At 51.3% G+C, this 22,325-nt stretch carries 15 protein-coding genes; 9 read left to right on the top strand and 6 right to left on the bottom strand.

Features of this window, described 5'->3' with window-relative positions:
- Both PsAD46_RS12135 and PsAD46_RS12130 read left to right on the top strand, forming a co-directional pair.
- A complete protein-coding gene (locus PsAD46_RS12135; protein WP_063306984.1) occupies positions 1-2,148 on the top strand; it encodes a 3-hydroxyacyl-CoA dehydrogenase NAD-binding domain-containing protein in 2,148 nt (715 codons plus the stop codon).
- A 290-nt stretch (positions 2,149-2,438) separates the two neighbouring features.
- Positions 2,439-3,971 (top strand): glycosyltransferase family 39 protein, encoded by a 1,533-nt coding sequence (locus tag PsAD46_RS12130; RefSeq protein ID WP_063306983.1) that lies wholly within the window; start codon positions 2,439-2,441, stop codon positions 3,969-3,971.
- On the opposite strand, the gene PsAD46_RS12125 is transcribed toward PsAD46_RS12130, so the two are convergent.
- Entirely contained in the window at positions 3,932-5,542 is a 1,611-nt protein-coding gene (locus tag PsAD46_RS12125) for a virulence protein (RefSeq protein WP_063306982.1), read from the bottom strand. The two genes, PsAD46_RS12130 and PsAD46_RS12125, sit on opposite strands and share 40 nt — an antisense overlap.
- 760 nt (positions 5,543-6,302) lie before the next feature.
- Here PsAD46_RS12125 and PsAD46_RS12120 point away from each other — a divergent pair.
- Positions 6,303-7,406: a hypothetical protein gene (locus PsAD46_RS12120; protein ID WP_063306981.1), complete on the top strand. Its 1,104-nt coding sequence runs from the start codon at positions 6,303-6,305 to the stop codon at positions 7,404-7,406.
- A gap of 373 nt (positions 7,407-7,779) precedes the next feature.
- On the opposite strand, the gene PsAD46_RS12115 is transcribed toward PsAD46_RS12120, so the two are convergent.
- Positions 7,780-9,510 carry an RNase H family protein gene (locus PsAD46_RS12115; protein ID WP_063306980.1) on the bottom strand — a complete coding sequence of 577 codons (1,731 nt, stop codon included), beginning with the start codon at positions 9,508-9,510 and terminating at the stop codon, positions 7,780-7,782.
- Positions 9,511-11,379: 1,869 nt separating this feature from the next.
- Between PsAD46_RS12115 and PsAD46_RS12105 the strand changes: the two genes are divergently transcribed.
- The 5 genes from PsAD46_RS12105 to PsAD46_RS12085 all read left to right on the top strand — a co-directional run bounded on the left by PsAD46_RS12105 (position 11,380) and on the right by PsAD46_RS12085 (position 16,846).
- The gene (locus tag PsAD46_RS12105) at positions 11,380-12,780 is read left to right on the top strand and encodes a tryptophanase (RefSeq protein WP_057461422.1); all 1,401 of its coding nucleotides are present in this window, start codon (positions 11,380-11,382) and stop codon (positions 12,778-12,780) included.
- Positions 12,781-12,862: 82 nt separating this feature from the next.
- On the top strand, positions 12,863-14,140 hold the full coding sequence (gene mtr / locus PsAD46_RS12100) for a tryptophan permease (protein WP_063293370.1): 1,278 nt from the start codon (positions 12,863-12,865) through the stop codon (positions 14,138-14,140).
- A gap of 72 nt (positions 14,141-14,212) precedes the next feature.
- On the top strand, positions 14,213-15,067 hold the full coding sequence (gene pdxY, locus PsAD46_RS12095) for a pyridoxal kinase PdxY (RefSeq protein WP_063293371.1): 855 nt from the start codon (positions 14,213-14,215) through the stop codon (positions 15,065-15,067).
- Between the two features lie 13 nt (positions 15,068-15,080).
- Positions 15,081-15,461, top strand: coding sequence for a RidA family protein (locus PsAD46_RS12090; protein WP_057461419.1), 381 nt, complete (start codon positions 15,081-15,083; stop codon positions 15,459-15,461).
- A gap of 263 nt (positions 15,462-15,724) precedes the next feature.
- The gene (locus tag PsAD46_RS12085; RefSeq protein WP_208981809.1) at positions 15,725-16,846 is read left to right on the top strand and encodes a polysaccharide biosynthesis/export family protein; all 1,122 of its coding nucleotides are present in this window, start codon (positions 15,725-15,727) and stop codon (positions 16,844-16,846) included.
- Between the two features lie 87 nt (positions 16,847-16,933).
- Here the strand turns inward: PsAD46_RS12085 and PsAD46_RS12080 are convergent, their stop codons facing one another.
- The 4 genes from PsAD46_RS12080 to PsAD46_RS12065 all read right to left on the bottom strand — a co-directional run bounded on the left by PsAD46_RS12080 (position 16,934) and on the right by PsAD46_RS12065 (position 21,317).
- Positions 16,934-17,638: a copper homeostasis protein CutC gene (locus PsAD46_RS12080; RefSeq protein ID WP_063306977.1), complete on the bottom strand. Its 705-nt coding sequence runs from the start codon at positions 17,636-17,638 to the stop codon at positions 16,934-16,936.
- Positions 17,635-18,588, bottom strand: a complete 954-nt coding sequence (locus tag PsAD46_RS12075; protein ID WP_063306976.1) for a N(4)-(beta-N-acetylglucosaminyl)-L-asparaginase — start codon at positions 18,586-18,588, stop codon at positions 17,635-17,637. The genes PsAD46_RS12080 and PsAD46_RS12075 overlap by 4 nt, the downstream gene beginning before the upstream one ends.
- 405 nt (positions 18,589-18,993) lie before the next feature.
- The gene (locus PsAD46_RS12070; RefSeq protein ID WP_084404390.1) at positions 18,994-20,031 is read right to left on the bottom strand and encodes a helix-turn-helix domain-containing protein; all 1,038 of its coding nucleotides are present in this window, start codon (positions 20,029-20,031) and stop codon (positions 18,994-18,996) included.
- Between the two features lie 680 nt (positions 20,032-20,711).
- Positions 20,712-21,317 (bottom strand): NAD(P)H-dependent oxidoreductase, encoded by a 606-nt coding sequence (locus PsAD46_RS12065; RefSeq protein ID WP_063306974.1) that lies wholly within the window; start codon positions 21,315-21,317, stop codon positions 20,712-20,714.
- A gap of 103 nt (positions 21,318-21,420) precedes the next feature.
- On the opposite strand from PsAD46_RS12065, the gene PsAD46_RS12060 reads away from it, so the two are divergent.
- Complete coding sequence (locus PsAD46_RS12060) at positions 21,421-22,320, top strand: LysR family transcriptional regulator (RefSeq protein WP_063306973.1); 900 nt, start codon at positions 21,421-21,423, stop codon at positions 22,318-22,320.
- The last annotated feature ends 5 nt before the right edge of the window (positions 22,321-22,325 follow it).

Here is a 22,325-nt window from a genome sequence, read left to right as displayed (position 1 = left end):
ATGTCTGAATACACTTACGAAAAAGACGCCAGCGGCATTGTTACAATCACGTTTGACTCAGCTGGCAAGTCCGCAAACACCATGACCCGTGCCTGGTTTGAAGGCATGAAAGAGCTGATGGCCAAGCTGTCCGCTGAAGAAGGCCTTTCCGGTGTCATCATCGCCTCTGCCAAAAAGACCTTCTTTGCAGGTGGTGATCTGGAAGAGATGCTCCACGGCAGTATGGACCCGGAAGACATCTTCGCCTACGTGGAAGAGATGAAAGCCCCGTTGCGCCAGCTGGAAAAGCTGCCAGTACCAGTGGTTGCGGCCATCAACGGTGCTGCGCTTGGTGGGGGCTTTGAGATTTGCCTCGCCTGTAACCATCGCATTTTGCTCAACTCTCCAAAGGCCGTTGTTGGCCTGCCAGAGGCGACACTCGGCCTGTTGCCGGGTGCTGGCGGTGTTGTCCGCCTCACCGCAAAGGTGGGACTGGAAGCAGCCCTGCCACTGCTGGCAGAAGGCAAGCAGCTGCGTCAGGAAAAGGCGTTGAAAGCCGGTTTGGTGGACGAGCTGGTTGATATGCCGGAAAAGCTGATCCCAGCTGCAAAGGCATGGATCAAAGCCAACCCTGAGGCTGCTGTTCAGCCGTGGGATCAAAAAGGCTTCCGCTATCCAGGTGGTAATGCGGAAAGCGCCAATGTGCGCATGGTGGCCGCGATGGCACCGACCATGCTTTACAACAAAACCCGCGGTCTGATGCCCGCACCTGAAAAAGTGATGGATATTGCCGTCAATTCCATGCGCATGGGCTTTGACAGCGCGCTGCGCAATGAAAGCCGCGGCTTTGCTGCTCTGCTGCGCTCTACTGAGGCCCGTGCCGCGATCACCACGTTCTTCTTCGGCATGCAGGCCATTAAGTCCGGCAAGGTTCGCCCGCAAGGTGATGCCTGGAAAGCAGGCAGCTCTGCTATTCTTGGCGCAGGTATGATGGGCTCGGGCATTGCATGGGCACATGCAAGCCGTGGTCTGCCAACCACACTCAAGGACATGAGCCTGGAGAATGCTGAAAAAGGCAAAGGCTACTCCGTAAAACTGGCAGATAAGGCCATCAAACGGGGCCGCATGGATGAGGCGAAGAAGGAAGCCCTCCTTGGCTGCATCACTCCGACAGATAGCGATGACACCTTTGCTGGCACCGACATCATCATCGAGGCGGTCTTTGAGGATATCTCTTTGAAAGAGAAGGTTATCCCTGAAACTTACAAGCAGCTTTCTGATACCGGTATCTATGGCTCGAACACCTCGACCCTGCCGATCTCCATTCTGGCGGAAAGCTGTCCCGATCCGACTCGTTTAATCGGCCTGCACTTCTTCTCGCCGGTTGATAAAATGAAGATCGTCGAGATCATTGTCGGCGATAAAACCAGCATCGATACCCTGCGCAAAGCCTATGATTACGTGCAGCAGATCGGCTACTTGCCAATCGTGGTCAACGACAAACGTGGCTTCTTCACCAGCCGTGTGTTCGGCACTTATCTGGATGAAGGTCTGGCTCTGATGCGTGATGGCATGAGCCCGGTTGCTATTGAGCGTGCTGCGTGGAAAATCGGCATGCCGGTTGGTCCGCTGGCCGTGCATGATGAAGTCTCCATGGTTCTTACCAAGAAGATCCACGAGACCCACATCGCGCTAGATAAACGCCTTGGTGTTGAAAACGGCTTCCCGGCAGATGACAGCTCCAACGTAAAGGTTGGCCAGTCCATGGTGAACATGGGCCGTGGTGGCCGTCATTACGGCGGCGGTTTCTACGAGTACGCTGGCGATGGCTCCAAGAAACTGTGGGATGGTCTTTCCCAGTTCAAAGAGCGTGATCTGAATGTTTCCATGCAGGATGCGGAAGATCGCATGATGTACCGTCAGGCCATTGAGACCCTGCGCTGTCTGGATGAAGGCGTGCTGCGTACCGAGGTGGAAGCCAACATCGGCTCCATCTTCGCCATCGGCTTTCCGGCACACACTGGCGGTGCTCTCCAATTCATCCACGGCATCGGCCTTGAGGCCTTCAAAAAACGTGCTGACGAGCTGGCAGCAGCTTATGGCCCACGCTTTAAAGTCACAGAAACGGCTCTTGATAAACTGCGCAGCGAAAAACTCGCAGCTGCCTGAGCTTAAGCCGACTTAACAACAAGCCCGCGAAGCCATCGTTTCGCGGGCTTTTTTGTGCGCGGTTGCCTGCCGTTGATCCACGCCTCATCTCTGCACTGATAAAAATACGACATACTCTTCAGATTAACTTCAGGCTCGCAAGGAAGAAGGGCATTGGAGGTGGAGAGTTTGTCTGAGTGTTGTTGAGTTATCGTGAGATCGCCTGTTGGCACTCCGGTTGACCTGACTGTGCCCGACCCTCTGTTCCCCATCCTAAGAATAAGCGATGTAACCTGATCATGAGGCAGCTGATGATTGACAGAACCGTCACACCAGCCCGTGTTGCCATTGTTGTTTTCATTATAATTTTTTCTGCAGTGCTCGCCCGATTTTACGGGGCTGCCATGTTGGGTCTGGGCGTTGATGAAAGCTATATGGTTGTCATGGCCCGACATCCGTCTCTCAGCTATTTTGACCATCCTCCGCTGACCTTCTGGATTGTCCATGTGACCGCTTGGCTGACAGGCTCTGAGGCAGGCTTTGTGCTCCGCACGCCCTTCATCGCCATGTCGGTTGTCTCCACCCTGCTGCTATACCAGCTGACCGCCCGCTTCTACGGTGCGAAGGCTGGGGCATGGGCAATAGCGTGGTTCTCCATCTCCCCGTTTTTTCTTCTGTCGGCTGGAAGCTGGATCGTACCGGATGGGCCCATGATGCTCTTCTTGTTGGTTGCGGCCAGTCTTCTGGTTCCGCTGGTAAACCCTGACAGATCGCACATAAGCAAGATGCGTTGGGGAATTGCCGGATTGGCATTCGGGTTGGCGCTGCTTTCTAAATACATGGCGGTTTTGAGTGGGCTTGGTGTCTTGCTTTTCCTGCTTTCCAACAGAACAAGATGGCCCCTGCTCCGCAGCTCAGGCCTATACATTGCCGTCACGATTGCGCTGCTGGTCTTCAGCCCGGTTATCTATTGGAATGCAGTGAACGGCTGGCAGCCCTTCGGATTTCAGCTCTCACGTTCAGTCTCTTCCAGTGATTTTGAACCTGTGGTGCATCTCATCAATTCCGGACGCATGCTGTTGGGACAACTGGCCTATCTTCAACCGGTTACGCTGATTGTGTTCCTATGGCTCCTGCTGAGGCACTTCAGATCAGCTGAGAAAACAAGAGCCGATCGATATCTCCTGTGCCTTGCGATTGTTCCGATCGTGGTTTTCAACGCGGTGGCTTTGCTTTCCAGAAACACGCTTCCCCACTGGCCTATGGCTGGATATCTGTTCCTCTTCCCTCTCTTGGGGAGTTGGTTCGCCAGCCTCAAACCAACTGGTGCAGCAACCGCAAAACGTGCGTTTGCGGCATCCGCAGGGGTGATCCTCACTGTCGTGGTGCTGGGCGGACTGCATTTTAAAACGGGAATTCTGACGCGTCCGCTGGTGTCTGCTGCCCGTTGGGATGATACCATCCGCGCAATGGACTGGTTTGATGTGAGGGAGGCTCTCCACCGCCGCGGTTTCTTGCAGGCTGATGAGCCCAGACTGATTTATACGCTGAACTGGATTGACGGCGCTAAGATTGCTTATGCACTTGGCGATCAAGCGCATGTCAGAGTATTGGGCAGTGATCAGCGTCATTTCGGCCTGCTGCCAGAGCTAACAAGTGATCTGGAGCGCAAAGTGCTCGTCGCGGGGCTTCTCCCCTCTGACGATTGGGAAGAGAGACTGCGCAGAGTTCATGCAGCACTGGCCGGATCGTATTGCTCGATCACCCCCGATGAGCCGATTACGATTAACCGGGGTGGCTTACCCTATCGGGCACTCTTCTTGCTCTCAGCCTCTTCCTGCTGAGAGGCTGGGCTCTTTTCAGGGGCCTCTGGTTTGTAATCCTTGTTGGTGAGAGCTTGATAAAACGGCTTGCTCCTCAGCATCTTTCGGTTCTCTTCGAGCTGGTCTTCGTCGTCCACACCAACACCGCGCGAGCCTTCTTCATTGCGGAAGGTTGCAAAGCTCAGGCCTTCCAGGCCGGCATCGGAATCCGGGTTCTTGCCCGGTTGAATTCCAGCGGCTGCCAGTTCCTGTTCCAGCAGTTTCAGGAAAAAGCCAAAGTCCTCAGCGCCATCAGGATAGCTGGTGTCCTTAGCATAAGGATAAAGCGTGATCTGCGCGCCTTGGGTGACCCGATCAAAATATGCTTTTTGCTCGGCTATTTTTGCTTTGGCCTCAGGCGTGTCAGCGGAATACTTCTCCTGATCATCTTTAATCGCGGCTACCGCTCCGTCTATATTGGTGACTTTGAACGAAAGGAAGGGGTTATCCGGTGAGAGCAAAAGTGGCGTCAGGATGTTTCCAGCTTGTGCCAGTTGATCCATCTGGACACTCAAATGGATCTTGTTACCGGCTTTCTCGTATTCGCCGCTATCAAGAACGGACCTGCCGTCCTCTCCTAAAGGCTCAAACTGGGTAAAGATTCCATCATGGTCGGCATTGTTGATCCGGTGATCGGGGTTTTTGAGCAACTCTCTTTGGGCCGATATCTTCTCCCTGCTCCGTGCGTACTCTTCTCTATCCGTGAATGGGATCTTGTGCTGCTCTTCATACAATCTATTCAGTTCAGTGAGTACTTCCTGAGCCGCAGCCACTGAGTTGCCGCCGGTATAAGCCCTTACGGAAGTTTCCTTGCGTGGTTTTTGAGTTTCTTTCGACGGTACTTCTTTAAGTGTCAGCTCCAGCATTTCCAGATAGGTTTGCAATGCTAGAAAGGTATCCCGGCTGTCTTTGATTTCGCCAGCTTTCAGCTGTGCCTCTGCTTTATCTGCATTGGTTTTGATGAGCCCGGCCAGTCGAGGAGCCTCCTCCTGACGGCCCTGTGAAAAGCCCTCCAGGTCAAAACTCGCAAGGAACTTCAAACGGGCTCTGATATCTGCCAGTTCCTGCTTGCGGTGCAGCAGCACACAAGCGGAATCAACACCGCGGGCATAAGTCTCCTCGATCTCCTGCAGAGTGAGGTTTGCATTGTCCAACATATCCTCTGCTGCATCGACATTCTGCAGCTTGTTCAGATCAGTGGCTTTGTCCAGAAGACCCGCTGTTTTCTTTACGTAATTGTCGAAGATTTCAAGATCACGGACATCCTTGAAGATATTCCGGCGCTTCTTGTAGGCCTCAAACTTGGCACGGACTTTTTTGATTTCCGGCGACAGGTCCGGGATTTGGGGCTCTGGTGGCATATGGTTCCCGGCCGGGCCGTCAACGTGCTCTGTCGGCTCTCCATTGGGAACGCCTTGCGGGCTGGAGCCTTCAACCGTGGTGCCCTGCACACCATCCATGTTGAGATGAAGAATTTCAGAGACAGAATGGATCCACTCCTCTGCTTTCTGATCACCGGAAGTGTTGTCCGTTTCAGGGTTGTTTTTGGGCATCCATAGGCTCCGTTTCGCACCGGGAGAACGCCGCTATTTTGGAGTATCCCGCAGGTAAGCCAACTATCGCAGTGGTTTCAGAGCGAACGAAAAGTCAATGGAAACGATAAAATATCGGGATATCTGATTGTCTGGATTGAGCTGGCAATTCCTGCTTGCGCACGGTTTTAGCACATCGGCCCAGACTCTGGCCGTGATGTGTGCCCAACGTAAACCTCGGCATAACAACAAAAAAACAGCCCGCGCTGGAGGCTTGGCGAGCTGTTTTGAAGCAAATGACTTAGAATATAGTCCAGTCTAAGGTTCATCTCTGCTTGATATAGATTTCAAGTATAAATACAATAAGTTATGCAACATCCATTCTAATATTCTCTTCCCCCCATAACAGTTAAAACATAGCAGGATCTCATTTCGGCTTGCTCAAACCATCTGCTCAATGACCCATCAGCTGAGATAAATAATCCCGCCATGGGGCCACGAAAAACACAGTGTTTGTTTTGAAATGCGATCAGCTTACCTGCAAGATTAAGAGAAACGTGGGCCTCCAACCATTCCCCAAATGGGGGCTTGCAGAAGAAAAAGAGCACCCCTCCGACAGATACTCGGCGTGTTCTGATCCGTCGATTAATAGGCCTGCCTCACCTGTGTTACTCCGCAAAAGCTATCTACCACCTAAATCCTGTTTGATATTTATTGGCACTACGCTACGGTAACTGTATCGAATATTTAAGGAATCATTGCTGTTTACACATTTAGAGGCATGGAAAAGAATTTTGAACTCTTTCTCACTCAGTTGTATGAGTCTGTAGAGCACCCCGATCTGTTTGAGGACGCCCTCACCACGGCCAGTGACATGCTGGGAACATCTGGCGTTCATCTTTACACGTATGATGCTGCAAAACCTGAGGAGCGTCTCAACTATGTGGCGCGGATTGATACCGCATTCGAGCTTGAATACACCACAGACTACTTCCCCCATGATTACAGAATAGAGCGGGTTCACAAATCTCCCTATGGACAGGTGATAACCGACGCGGAGATAACGACGGAGCATGGCTTAAAAACCAACCCGGTCCACCAGTTGCTCCCCAAATATGAGGTTTATGACCTTATGGGGACGAACCTGACCAAGGGCGATAACTTTGGCTGGTTTGGTGTGTCTTCCCTCAGGGCCGGAGATGGCTTCACACCTTTGCAGCGGAAGATGTTCGAGCGCATGATACCGCATGCCAGCCGGGCTCTGCATTATCGGCAAAGGGTCAAGAGCCTTGAGATGAGGCTGTCGTTGCAAGACCGCGTTGCCGCAGAGCTGCCATTTGGCCTCATCGTCTTTTCACAGCATACCATCAGTTCCATCAATCCAGAGGCACTTGAGATTCTGGAGCACGGGTTTTTGAAGCTGAAGAAAGCAGGCCTTGCTTGTGCTGAGCGTAAGCACAACAGAAAACTGGCAGAGGCGCATGTCAGCGCCCTTCACGGTGGCCTGCCCCTGTTGAAGCTGACGGATGAGCGATCCGGCATAACCTATTTGATCCAGATGTTTAACCCAAAACCACAGGCGGCAGGCGGAGCTGTTGAGGCCGCGCAGTATCTGGCGGTGAAGATCATGATGACGGGTACTACGGAGCAGGCAGATCGTGCTGTGCTGGAGAACATGGCAGATGCCTTCCGGCTCTCAAAAGCTGAGACAAATGTGATCTGCGCCGTCCTCTCCAACCAGTCCCTGCAAACCTATTCAACAAGCCGCTCCGTCCGGCTCGACACTGTCCGCAAACAACTCAGAAGTGCCCTTTACAAAATGAACATCAACTCCCAAAAACAACTCTTCCAGCTTTATGAAGTGTTTCGTTCGTTCTCGCGGTAATCGCCTTATGTTTGGCACTGAAGACAACAGCCGACCGAAATTATCGCATTAGATGCAAAGAAATTAGGATGCCTTGCGGACGTGTAATGCTGACATCATGAAGCATCCCATCAGCGAAACGAGAGTGGAGTAGAGATAGAACCGGCAAGGCAAGCGGGGTCCGGAAAAGGAATTTTGGTGTCATGTTCAATCTTTGTGTTGCAGCTGTTGGAGAGAACCGCTCAAAACAAACATTTCATCCCTCAAAGGCCATAAAACACAAAGCCAGAACCCGCCGGAAGGACACATGACCGCAACATCCGGACACTCGACGCCAAAGCTGTGTTAGGCTGTTCCTGTAAAGGATCAGCTAAGAAGGAAACTTGCGGGCTCCTTAGCGTGGAGGCTGTTTTGCTTCGTTCAGCTTACTCTCTGCTGTCTTACGAGCGAGACTATCAGCAGCTTCGTTAAAAGGGTCCCCCGCGTGCCCTTTTACCCATAGGATTTTAAACGTGCGGCCCTTTGAAACTTCTTGAAACTCTTCCCAGAGATCATGGTTGTTCTTCACTATGTGTTCGTTGTGGACCGCGTTCACCACATAACGGCTATCAGTGCGAATAATTACAGGTGTGTTTGGAGAATTACTTTTAAGTGCCTCAATAACGGCCTTCAACTCCATCCTGTTGTTTGTAGTATGAAACTCGAAGCCGGTTTTTTCGATCTCGCTGATATGATGTTTGTAGGCCCACGCACCCACAGGTCGCTTTTTCTCTTTCGTTGATTTTCCGACGGTCGAGCCGTCTGTAGAAATTATGATTGCCGACTTGCTTTGCCGCATCCTCTTAGGCGGAGAAAGAACAAAGGGGGCCTCTTTCAACGACTTGGGTACTACATCGCAAAGTAAACCCACTCCTGTTGTTCTACGGCGGTCCTGTGAGTTTAAAGAACGATACTGCCGAAAGTACCAAGCACGAAAAGCTGTTAGCTGTTCGTCAACTTGCTTATCGAGTATATTAAGTATCTGAGGATTGTTTCCATAAGCAAATGCTTCACCCCAGCCTCGCAGCACGCTATCGATTACCGTTAGTGTCTGGGAGTATCTGCTTCTTGCTGCGAAGCTATTTTGCCTTTGACGTACGGTGTTGATCGCATCTTTTCCTACTTTGATCCGATCTGATATTTTGGCGATTAAAGAATTGCGCGCCTTTTTATTTGGTTGAAACAAACCAGGTATGCAGTCGTAGCCAAGGAATGAAAAACCACCTTGCTGGGCATTACCATGTTGTGCTTTTTCCTGAGAAGCTTTATCTGAAAAAGGATCATGACAATCAAGACCTAGTTCTTTGAGGCGTTTTTGTGCAGACAAAAATGCCTTTCGAGATTTTCCCTCCGAGTTCGACATGATGACAAAATCATCAATAAAGCGAATGCATATCACGCCTCGCTCATTAAACTGCTGATCAAATTGGTTAAGTAGAATGTTGCCGAACAAAGGAGAGAGAGGTGAACCCTGAGCAACTCCGTCGTATCCGGTGGGAAATATTTTTCGGTCTTCACCTAAGTTGGCTTCGTTCCCCAATACTACTGTTGATGCCTGGTCTAGCAAATCAATAAACTCAGCATCATGTACTTGCCTTGCAATCTGCTCCAATACTAAATCTCGTGGGATCCCATCAAAGAAGCCTGAAATGTCTGACCGTACAAAATAGATTAAGCCTTCGCTGAAAGCTTGATCGATTAGTTTTAGGCCATGTGGAACACTTCTGTCTGGCACACCGCCTACGCTTGTCGGCTGATTGTTTACGGATTTTACAAACTTAGATTTTGCTTGAAGAGTGTCAAGTAAGGCGCGTTCCACGATGCGATTGCTAGCTGAGGCCATGACGATACCTCGTTTGCCTCCACTCGATTTCCCTAAAGTCACGCCATGTTGCGGCTCAAAAGAGAATGATTTAGAACGTAGTCGCTTTTGGATTGCTCGTAAGTTACCGATCGAGTCTCGATCAAAAAGTTCAATGGCTTCGCGAGTCTCATCTAGTGATGAACGCAGTCCATTGGATTTTATTTTCTGCCAAGCTTTAAAAAGAGTTCGTTGCTTGGTGGCCTCTTCAAAAAATAGCCCCATGAAATTCTCTCTTTGGTAGGCGACTTCAGTATGCCACGCCTCACCTCATGAATTGACGTTTGCTCATCAGGACCTTGGCCGCCAATCATCTTGGATCGGCCCTCGGCACCCTGTAGGACTATGAACGGTTCAGTACCGTTCGACGCCCCGCCCGATCCGATCGTCACGGCGCTCACAAAGAGCCCGCTGATCAGAGTACAAAGGATGAACAATTAGTAATGTAGTGTGTTGTGTAAAGCTTTCAAGGGTTGTTTGAAAATAATTTACACAATCAAATGTAGTCTGAATGCAGTTAGAAAATTTGAATGCTGGTAAATATGCAATTTCTTGATGTTAAATATGTATACTGAATATATATATTAAGTGCATAATGGTGATGCTGATGCTTGAGTTGATTGTAACTAGAGACAGTGTTTGTGCTGGAGATGATTGTGACGCCCCACATAGAGCGCACTTTTCTATCAATGAAGCTGCGTCGATAAGCAATCTCGTAGAGTATTTGAGAGAAAATTACCCTCTTAGTAACGTATTCGGTGATCACTTAACTTGGACACTTACAGCTAGGTCAAAGATAGCTATGTTCGGGGAAAATTGGCGAGAGCTGCATTTCCTAGTTCCGGAGGGTGCAAGTTGTAGCTCCTATGCTAGTGAAGATAAGACTCTCCATGTGCACTTCGATCATCAATCGGGTGTGTATCCAAAGCAACTTTATGAAAAACAAGATCAAGACTTGAGAGGGTAGCTGTAACTCGTTCCTAAACTTGATCCCGCACTGCACAATGAAATCCTTAAAAAACGCAGGAAAACACGAAAGAACGCAAACGAACGCGTTGCTATGTGAGGCTGATTGCTGAGCGAGTTTCATGGAGGTGGCGCTCTGGTTTTGGGTACTGGGAGAGGTTTATGCCCGGTGCGCGGAAAAGTTATCAACTGCCTCTGTGCAGGGCAGAAAAACGCGGTTGGGAGGATAAGTGTGAGAGCGCGCAATTTTCTTACGGGGATAACGTGGTGTCCGCCAAAAAGTGTCGCAAAGAGAGGTTCCACTGCAAATAACTTGGAATAATTGGCTCCTGTGAAATTTAACAGGAAAGAAATCTCTGAGATATCAAGAGTTCGTGGCGGTGCCCGTGTATCTTCTATTGATTTATGCGCTTCACTCTTGGGCGTCTTCAGGCGGTTTTGCCTAAAGGCCCTACAAAAAATCTTGATTTGAAGGGGAATATAAGAATTTACAAAATTATTTACTGTGTGACATCGAATATTACAGCGTCTGTTAATGCCTCATGAAGTCTATACTGATCTTTATACTTGTTCTAGGGGCAACCCCGTAGGAAAGACGTAGAATAGCTGCTTGACACATGGGTAAATGTGGTTTCATATGCCTTTGCTATCACATGATATGCAGTAAAGATGAGGAATAGGCCATGAGCCGGTCAGTACTGGTTCTTCAGTATCGCAATAAAAAGAGTTTGGCATGGTTTACGCAAGATGTTCGTCTTGCCTATGACTTCCCAAATGCGTGCGTATAAGCCTACAGGCCCATTAGTCCCTTTAAAAATTTGAATGTTTGACGCCCAATCTACTTGGAGCAACGGGAAAACTACATCTACCCTTGCGCTTTATCGGGCAAAACTACTCACGCCGTCTCTGACAGTGAACGGGTGAGCTGCGTCTTACTTTCAAATCTGGTGACTGCTGCCGCAAAATACAAATTCCAAGATAACCGCCTGTAATTTCAGGTGCTTGAAAACTTTCGCGCCCAATGGTTGGAGAGCGACCCAACTCGTGCGCCGCTGCGTGTTCCCCAAGGTGGGAGCCAGTATTTGGATAAAGAATGCGCAGTAAAAACATGACGTAAGGACTAGAACAATGAAACGTATCCCTGAGCCGTTCCGCATCAAAATGGTTGAGCCAATCAAGATGACCACCTTCGCAGACCGCGAAAAGGCATTGGCTGAAGCAGGTTACAACCCATTCCTGCTCGCAAGTGATGACGTTTACATCGATCTGCTGACAGACTCCGGCACAGGCGCCATGTCTGACTACCAGTGGGCGGGCATGATGATGGGTGATGAAGCCTATGCCGGATCCCGCAACTTCTACAACCTCAAAGAAGCTGTCCATCACTTCTTCCGTTATGAATATATGGTGCCAACCCACCAGGGGCGTGGTGCAGAGCAGATCCTGTTCCCGGCGCTGATCCGCCGCGCCAAGGAAGTGCGCGATGCAGATAAGCACGTGTTCATCTCCAATTACCACTTCGACACCACAGCCGCACATGTAGAGCTGAACGGCGGTGAAGTCGTCAACGTGGTGGATGAACGGGCTTATGACACAACCACTTACTACGACTGGAAGGGTGACTTCGATCTTGAGAAGCTGGAAGCGTCGATCAAGGAAAATGGTGCGAAGAACATCACCGCGATCATCACCACAGTGACCTGTAACAGCTCCGGCGGTCAGCCTGTTTCCATGGCCAACATGCGGGCTGTTTACGAGATCGGCCAGAAATACGATATTCCGGTTGTGATCGACTCCGCCCGTTACTGCGAAAACGCGTATTTCATCAAGCAGCGTGAGGAAGGTTACGCGGATAAGTCCATCACCGACATCATCCGCGAAATGTACTCCTACGGCGATATGCTCACCATGTCCGCCAAGAAAGACCCGCTGGTCAACATCGGCGGCATGTGCGCCATCCGGGAGAAGAAAGAGCTGTTCCAGGCCGTCCAGACCCTCTGCGTCCCAATGGAAGGCTTCGTAACATACGGGGGATTAGCAGGTCGCGACATGGAAGCGCTGGCACGGGGTATGCATGAAGGTGCGGACGAGAGCTTTCTGCACTATCGTATTGGCCAGGTTAAGTATTTAGGCGATCGTCTCGTTGAAGGCGGCGTGCCAATTCAGTACCCAACCGGTGGTCACGCGGTGTTCGTAGACGCGAAGAAGATCGTTCCGCACATCCCGGGAGACCAGTTCCCTGCGCAGGCTTTGTGTAACGCGCTCTATCTGGAATCCGGTGTACGCCCAGTTGAAATTGGCTCATTCTTACTTGGCCGCGATCCAGCCACCGGCCTGCAAAAAGAGTCACCACTGGAACTCATGCGCCTTACAATCCCGCGCCGTGTGTACACCAATGACCACATGGATTACATCGCGGATGCTCTGATCAACGTTGCGAAAAACGCGAAGGACATCAAAGGCTTCGACTTTGAATATGAACCACCTGTGCTTCGTCACTTCACTGCACGTCTGAAGCCAATCAAATAATTTGGCAACTTGGGAGGCGCTGCTCTGTGCCTCCCTTCTTTCCTCACGGATATAACAAAACTACTTCACGGGAGAGAAGTAAATGTCTGAGGGCACACAAGTCGGTGGTTTGGGAAAATCCACTGCAACAGTCAGTCCATCCTTCCTAGGCGGGGCTATGATCATCGCCGGCACAGCAGTCGGCGCTGGTATGTTTTCCGTTCCAACCGTTAGTGCTGGTATGTGGAGCATCTGGGCCATTCTGGCTCTGGCCTTTACCTGGTTCTGTATGCTGCATTCCGGCCTTATGATATTGGAAACAAACCTGAATTATCCGGTCGGATCCAGTTTCGATACCATGGTGAAAGACACCCTTGGGACTGGATGGAACACCGTAAACAACATTGCCGTTGCATTTGTCGGCTACATTCTCTGCTACGCTTACATCTCCGGTGGCGGGTCTATTGTGGTTCACACACTGGATGCTACATTGGGTGTTGCACCTCCGCAGATGTTGGCTGGTCTGATCTTTGCGCTGGGTCTGGCGTTCTTCGTCTGGTGGTCTACCAAGGCAGTTGATCGCATCACAACCATCCTTCTTGGTGGCATGATCATCACATTCTTCATGTCTGTGACAGGTTACACCTTCAACATGAAGGCTGCAGTCTTCTTTGACAGCGACAATAATATGGGAATGGGGAGTTACTTCCCATATCTGTTTGCAGCAATGCCGTTCTGCCTGGCTTCCTTCGGGTATCACCACAACGTACCAAGCCTGATGAAGTACTATGGCAAGGAGCCAAAGAAGATCTTACTCTGCCTTGGTACAGGCACTTTCCTTGCACTGGTACTTTACATTGTCTGGTTGTTTGCCACATTGGGTAACATCTCACGAGCTGATTTTGGCCCAATCATCGAACAGGGTGGTAACATCGGCGTACTGGTGGAAGCTCTTGGCCGTGCAGTAGAAAACACCTCTGCATCCAACATGTTGTCCGCATTCGGTAACATGGCTGTGGCCAGCTCCTTCCTGGGCGTCGCGCTTGGTTTGTTCGACTTTTTGGCGGACTTCCTGAAGTTTGATGACAGCCCTGCTGGTCGTGCGAAAACCGCAGCTGTGACCTTCGTTCCTCCGTTGATCGGTGGCATCTTCTTTCCAGATGGTTTCATCATCGCGATTGGCTACGCTGGCCTTGCAGCAACAGTTTGGACGGCGATCGTCCCTGCTCTGATGGTGCGTGTCAGCCGCAAGAAATTCGGCAATCCTCAGTTCCGCGTTTGGGGCGGCGAGGCTCTTGTCTGGGTGGTCTTTGGCTTCGGCATTTTGGTCGCCGTCAGTCACATTCTGGGGATGTTCAACGCACTTCCAGTCTATCCATAAGCGCCGAGAATGGCATGACGCTCTGCTGGGGCTCGCGGTTGTGAGCCTCAGTTCCGAAACGAGGTATTTGAAATGAAAGGCATACTCTCCATCCAATCCCACGTGACATATGGCCATGCTGGCAACGGCTGTGCTGTATTTCCAATGCAACGTATGGGGCATGAGGTCTGGGCTATCAACACCGTCCAGTTTTCAAATCACACCCAGCATCCGCAAGGTTGGACCGGACAGGCCCATGATGCCAAGCAGATCTCTGAAATCTTTGAGGGTCTGGCAAAACTGAATGTCCTCTCTCAAATCAAAGGTATTGTAACAGGTTACCTTGGTGGCCCTTCTCACTGTGACGTCATTGTTGACATCGTGAAGGAAGTCCGGCGGCACAATCCTGAGTGTCTCTACTTCTGTGATCCGGTGATGGGTGCGCCTGACAAAGGCTGCATTGTCAGTGAAGGTGTTGCCGAGTTGCTGGTGAGCAAGGTGATGCCGATTGCGGATGTGATCGTGCCCAACCAGTTTGAGCTTTCACAGTTCATTGGTGAACCGATTGAAACACTGGAACAGGCCAAACAAGCATGCGCTAAGGCTATGGAAATTGGACCTAAAATGGTTCTGGCCAAGCACTTGCACAGTGTTTCTGATGATGCCTTCACCATGATGTTTGCAAGCGAGCAAGGCAGTCATCTGGCACAGCGCCCGCATTTGCCGTTTGAACGCCAACCAGTTGGCGTCGGAGATCTAATCACATCTGTATTTGCCGCTGGTTATCTGAATGGTCTTTCTGAAGTAGAAGCATTCCAGCACTGTAATAACGCGGTGTATGGCGTGCTTAAAACCACGCAGGAAAAAGACGAGTGGGAGCTGCAAACTATTGCGGCGCAACAGGAATTCGTCTCACCATCTGAACAGTTCCACTTAACAAGCCTATAAAACTGGAAAAATAATGACAGCTATCGATACCTCCAAAGCTCCTGCAGCAATTGGCCCGTATGTTCAGGGCGTGAACCTTGGTCAGATGATCATCACGTCCGGCCAGTTGCCGATCAATCCGGAAACCGGTGAGATGCCTGCGGATGTTGCTGAGCAGACCCTTCAGTCTTTGAAGAACGGTCTGGCGATTGTTGAAGAAGCAGGTCTTGCAGCAAAAAACATCAAGAAGACAACGGTTTTCGTGAAGGACCTCAATGACTTCGCTCGCGTGAACGAAGTTTACGGCAAGTTCTTTGAAGACAACAATGCGCCGTTCCCAGCACGGTCCTGTGTGGAAGTTGCGCGTCTGCCAAAAGACGCTCTCGTCGAGATTGAAGTGATTGCCTGCCCATAACGGGTAGGATTTCCCCTGCAATGCTCGTGGTCCAACACGAGCATTGCCCTCAATATGTTGAGCTACAAAGTCGTTTGTTTGCAGCTCTTTAGGGCGTTCTCGTCTGATCAGAGCAGCTGACACACGCACGAAAAAACCCTGAAATTGAAGTGCGTTAAACAGGCAATGGCCAAATCCAGCGGCTACTCGAAGGCCCTCGAATAGGTCAGTGTCCGCATGTGAAAACATGTTTGCACATATCTCGCTGGTTGGAGTTGCTCGTTGTGCCTGCGCTGCTGCTTGCAGTGGCTGGGTGCTCGGAAATTCCAGGACATGGCCCAAGCGCTTATCAGGTGGAGAATGCAACTTCTCAACGTAATGCGCAGTCGCTGAGCTATGTCATGCTGGATGTTGATGTTCCGACAGTTCAGCATTTATCCAATTACGCCAGCAACTTACCTCCCAAAGAATTCCGCGTTGGCAAGGGCAAGAGAAGCACGATCCGCGTCGGTGTTGGTGATCAGCTCTCCGTTGGGATTTGGGAGTCCATTCCAAACGGGCTTTTCTCAACACAAGGTCAGAAACGGACTGAGCTTGGCCTTGTGGTTGACGACCAAGGCAATATTTACGTGCCTTATGTTGGGGAACTCAAAGTCGAGAACAAGAGTATCTCTGAGGTTCGCGAACAGATTCTCAGTGGGTTGGAAGGTAAGGCTGTCGATCCACAAGTGGTTGTAAACCTTCAGGCAAATGGATCGCACAAGGTCATTGTTATTGGTGATGTGATGCGTCCGGGCCAGTTCCGTGTGCATGAAGATGGTCTGAGTCTGGTTGAGGCAATCTCAGAAGCTGGCGGAACGCGGAATCCAGACTATGAGTCATTTGTTACTGTCATGAGAGATGACAAGAAGTTCCGCTTTAGTCTGGACGATATTTCGGAGCAACCAGCTAACAATATCTGGCTTCGACCGAAGGACATTGTCTCCATTACGCACCAGCCTAAATCCTTCACTGTGTTTGGTGCCGTTGTTGCCCGGCGCAAATATGACTTCCCTTCCTCGCGGGTGAATCTCTCGGAAGCCATTGGAATGTCAGGTGGTTTGCATGATGGAACTGCGGATGCGACAGGGGTTTTCCTGTTCCGGTTTGAGGACCGACAAAAGATGATGCCGTTGCTTCCTCCGCATGAGCAACATGATGAGTTTGGAACTGTGCCTGTTGTCTACCGCCTCAATTTGAGAGAGCCAAGTGGCATGTTTTTGACGCAAGCGTTTGAAATTAGAGATAAAGATGTGATCTATGTGGCGAATTCATCAGTCTCTGAGGTCAACAAATTCATCAGCATCCTCATTTCTCCTGTAACGGGTACATTGCGGTCTGGTGTTGCGCTCGCAGGTGTGCCTTAATTTTACGATGAGTTGTTGCGGTGTGTAGATAAAGATGATGAAATATCAGTAAGTTAGATGAGTGTATTATTTGGTGTAGGTATTTTTCTAAAGGATAGTCTTGAGTGATCTCACCAATTCTTCATCGGTCCGTTTTTCTCCAGCGCTTTCAAAACCAAAATCCAGCAGACGCCGGTCCTGCGGATAAGTTTTGCCGCAGCCTGCATGAATCTCAGTGAAATCAGCAGCTTGCAGGATAATAGGCGCCGTCTGAGTGTTAACACCTGACCCCGGCATCACAGAGAGCCTGCCAGCTGCGGCTTTGTGCATGGCGGCTAGGTTCTCAATCCCATCAACCGCTTTGTAAGCACCGCCGGAACTGAGGATGCGTTCGAAGCCGAGTTCAACGGCAGCGTGGGTGGCCTCGATCAGATCTGGGGCAAGGTCAATGACGCGGTGGAGCGTTACACCAAGATCGCCAGCATGATCCACTAGTGTATTCAATAGGTTAGTGTCGAGTGCGGTGTTGTGTTGGTTTGCGCCCAGAACAACACCGGCCAAATTGGTATTACGGGCAGCATCGATTTCGCGCTTCATCTGGTCCACCTCTCGTGGGGAGAAGATGAAGTTACCCCCGCGCGGGCGGATCATGGCGTAGACCGGGATGGGGGCTTTGGCTGCCAGTTCCATCAGGCCAACGGACGGCGTCAGGCCGCCCATGGCGAGGCACGAACACAGCTCAATCCGGTCAGCTCCGCCAGCAACAACAGCATTCAACCCGGCAATGGTGTCAACACACACTTCCAGCTTCATGACTGAACCTCCATCTGACCCGCCATCAAATCCTCTGCCCGAATGGCCTTGCGTTTTTCAGGCTGGCCGAGCTCCGGTGTCCAGACCCAATAGACGATCTCCTCGTCACACCCCACATTGACCACGCGGTGTTTGCCCGCTGCATCAATGGCATGGATCACAACACCGCCGATGTAACCGCTCTCCAGCTCCTGCAACTCAGAGATCGCCAGCCGCAACGCATCATCCAGCGAAATGCCGAGCTTCATGGCCAGCACAACGGTGCGGGCGGTACCGCAGCGCATGGTCATTTCACCTGTATGAGTGCATGCGGCCGCGCCATAGCGGCTGTCAGCATAAAAGCCAGCACCGGGAATGGGAGAGTCGCCTACACGCCCCGGATACTTCCAGGCCCAACCTGATGTAGAGGTGGCGGTGCAGATGTTTTTCTGGCTGTCTTTACAAAGGAAAACGGTGGTGTCTCGCACCTTTTCAGGGTCGGTGATTGCTTTGGTCAACGGTGCCAGATCCGTGTTGGGAAAGGCGGCTTTCTGCTCGTCGCTCATCACCTCTTCCAGCTTGCGCCACCACACCTGTTTGCTGTGTTCCAGCAAAGCTGGATCCTTTGCAAACCCAAGCTCATCTGCGTAACGGCGGGCCCCCTCACCCACAAGCATGGTGTGTGGCAAGTTATCCAGCACCGCCTTTGCCAGACGGGTGACCTCCAGCGTCATCGGCACGCCTGCAACCGCGCCGTAGTCTCGCGTGGTGCCGTCCATTACGCTGGCGTCAAACTCCATGTTACCCAACAGGTTTGGCCAACCGCCATAGCCTACACTGCGCACCTTGGTTTCAGCTTCCACCAAAGATAGTCCGGGCACCAAGGCATCAAGCCCATGTGCTCCATTTTGCAAGTGACTGGCGGTGGTGCCAATGCCGGGCCAGCTTTCAGAATTACCAAGTACGATCATTGCGCCGCTCAAAACTTATCAGAGAATAAATCACGGTAACTCTTTGATGATGCCCTCGCCCTGTCAATGCTACCAATCCGGCTTTAGCCGGAAATGTCGTGTCTATGCCTTCAACGGCGGTGATCTAACATTCTGATATATAGATGATATTCACGTTGAAAATTGGTAGCATCCAAAAGCTGTGAGCGTTTGCGTTGTTTTGTGCGTTCGTTTGAAAGCTTTTGCGTTTTTCTGCGTTGCTATGTTTTCACCCACAAATCACGCCAGATCCTAATGATGCGGACCTCTCGGTTGGTCACTTTGGACCGCTCTATGAAGTGGATATCGGGCAATTTGTGAAGGTACGAAGGTACTGTGTCGCTGTGATACCCAGGGTCAACTTGAACTCAGAGGATCAAGCTACCCTCAGTTCAGCTTCGCCTCTTTTAGCGAGGTGAGCCAGTTGGAGAAGATGCCGCTGGAGATGCGGGTTTTGTGGTCTTGTCCGGCGGCGACGTCCATCAGGATGTCGCGAGGAGAAACGCCATAGTGTTCTTTGAAGCTGCGGGTGAAGCTGGAAGCGTGCGAAAAACCACAGCTCTCGGCGATCTGCTGGATTTTGATTGTATCGCTTCCGGAGCGCAGCAGCTTGCGCATGGCGTGTTTCATGCGGATGTAACGCAGGAAGGCCATGAAGCCGCCCATGGGCTCAAACAGGCGGTAGAGGGTGGTGCGAGACACGTTGAGGTGATGCGCCACTTCTGTGCTGTTCAGGCGTGGGTTGGTATAGGTTCGGCTGATGTACTCGGCGGCTTGTAAAAACCGCGCTGCAGTCTGATTGTTTTCATCCAGTGCAAATGAGATTCTCGGGCCGTTGTTCATCTGGTTGGCGACCAGCTTGGCGATGCATTCCACGATTGAGGTGACATCCTCATCTGACAGGTGACCCAGTTGACCGCGAAGCAGCTGCATCATGCTGATCACTGCATTGGTCGAGCCGCCTGTTGCGGGAAGGCATAGGGTTGGGTAGGTGCGATCGCCATGGAGGAACGGTGCCAGTGCCGTTCGCGGCAAAGCCAGTGTCATCAGCTTGTAAGAGCTGTAGTCTACCACAAACGGCTCGGCCATATCCTGCACGATCAGATGACCAGGCTGGAGTTCCACGCTCTCCTGGCCCATGTGGGTGACGCAATTGTGGGTGTGATCGTAAAATTGCACAAACACAGCATCCATGCCATCGCGGGCAATGCGTTGGCTGGAGCGGATGAACCTGTGCGGGGTCGCGTTGATGGTTGCCACAAAGCCACTTTTATAGCGAAATCCGCGCACGCCCGCGCCAAAGGCATCTGGAGAAGCGGTGTTGGAAGCCAGACAAGCCTCTCCCGTCGCTTCGGCGACCCCCTCGCGCCATTCATCCCAGTTGATGCTGGGCCGGTAAATCACCTCAGGTCTCGGCTCATTCATTGAGTTGTTCGATTCAACAGACATTCTACCCGGTACTATACTGCAACTTGTGCGTGGTAATTCCAATCTGCGCTTAAAATATTCCTGAAGGCTGGAGAACGAAGGAGCTACAGTCCCGATTGAGAAAGGGACCTGCGAGGCCACATCGTTCTGTCAGTTTTGCGTCCCCTCCCGTTGAAAAAGATTCAAAACGGGCATTGATACCGTGGTCCTGCTTATGGTTGGAGGCAAGGCGGTGTTGAGCAATGTGTCCTACGCTAAGTCTGACAGGAATGGTGTCCCTCCAGCCTTCAGATGACCAAATTTCAGGAAGCGACCCCCGAGCCTCGGCCATAAAAAAAGAATTCTGAAAATGAATGCAGTGCTGACCAACAGATCAAGGCACCGAAAACAAAGTCACCACCATGTCGCCCATCCATAATACCACAGTAGGTTTATTCTTCTAAAGGATCGCAATGAAAACAAGGGCGTGAAACAAATTGCTAAAACAAAGCTGTGCTTTGAAACGACAGGCTAAGAGACCTGAGCAGCGGGAAGAAGATGGGGTTGGTAAAGATCGAATCGATTTTTAATGAATGAGCTGTTTGAGTTCTCGGTTTGCCCATTGGCTAAGGTTTTGGATGAGCAGAAAAAGGCGAGCACAAAGGCCCGCCTTTTTCGAGATGGAACGTTGAAAGAGGTCAGGCGCTGACGCGGGCAGCGAGCTTGGCGTTGTTTTCCAGCAGCTTGTCCAGCCGCGCTTTTTTGATGACTGGGTTGAGTTCAGGGTCCAGAACATGTGCGAGCAATGCTGTATTGGAAGCTTCGATCGCGGCGTCATCAACCACTGCAAGGCCGTGCAAGACGAAGGGGCGCAGGTAAACCATTCCAGTCAGCAGGGCAGTCTGTTGAAAGGGTTTGAGCAACTCATCCATGCTGAAATTGTTGTAGCCGCCTGCGTGATAGCTGTCCTCCGGTCCGCCGGTAGAGATAGCCAGCAGCAGTTCCCGGCCAGCCAGTTTGGTGCCACCCGGGCCATAGGCAAAGCCGTAGGTCAGGACCTGATCTTGCCATGCTTTCAGCGCTGGCGGGGCGGAATACCAATAAAACGGAAACTGGAAGACGATGCGATCGTGAGAGAGCAGGAGGTGCTGTTGTTCTTCAACGTTAAAGCTCAGAGTTGGGCCGCCAACACGGGCCAGATCAAGCACGGTGATGTCATCTGTTGCGGCAAATGCTTCAAACCAGGAGTGGTTGATACGGGATTTTGAAAGGTCGGGATGGGCAGTGAGCACAAGGGTTTTCATCGCAGGAAGGCCTCATTGAATATCTGATCTCTCCTTTATAATCGGATGCATGCATGCTATTAATTGCCTCCATATCAATCCAATAGATGTATGGTATCAAATAATGCGTTTACCTCTTGCCATGCTGGAAGTGTTTAACGCCATTGCACAGAACGGCAGTCTCAAAGGGGCAGCTCAGGCGCTTGGCATCAAACCGTCCACGGTGTCTCATCAGTTGAAATCGCTGGAAGAGCAGCTCGGGACGGCCCTTTTTGTGCGCACCACCCGATCGGTAACCCTGACGGATGCGGGCCGTGCGTTGCAAAGTGGGGCGGGCGCAGCGTTTGACTTGCTGGGGCAAGCGGTAAATGATGCAAAGGAACATGGCAGCAGCGCCCGTGGCAGTTTAAAACTGACCTTGCCTGAGTTTGTGTTTCACTCCTTCCTTGCAGATCTTCTGCCCAGCTTTCAGGCTGCTTATCCGGAGATACAGCTGGAACTTTCTCTGACGGACGCCATTGTCGACATCGTTGCAGATGGCTTGCACGGCGGGCTTCGTCTGGGAGGAAAGATTGCGCAGGATATGATTGCGATCCGTATCTCTGACCCGCAACCCCTGACCGTCCTTGGCAGCAAGGCATATCTGGCTGAGCATGGTGTTCCGGAAAAACCTGAAGACCTCCTCGCGCACAATTGCCTTCACTATCGGTTTCAAACATCAGGACGGTTGGCGCCGTGGGTGTTTGAGGTGGATGGCAACACCGTGGAGATTGATATCAAAGGAGGGCTGATCCTCAACACCCTGCCCTCTCAGTTGCAACTGATGGAACAAGGCATGGGATTGGTGCTGACCTTCCGCGAATACGCGCTGATGCAATGCGACCTGACAAAGGTGCAATGCCTGCTGGAGGATTACCTGAAACCAACAGAGCCGATCTATCTGTTTTACCCGCGCGAATACAAAAACCTGCAGGCCCTGCGCCTGTTCATCGACCACATCAAGGCCCACCGGCAGTTGGTGTAACGGGC

The organism is Pseudovibrio sp. Ad46, assembly GCF_001623065.1.
Lineage (GTDB): Bacteria > Pseudomonadota > Alphaproteobacteria > Rhizobiales > Stappiaceae > Pseudovibrio.
The sequence above is the reverse complement of the archived record's forward strand: the minus strand, read 5'-3'. Positions and strand labels throughout refer to the sequence as shown.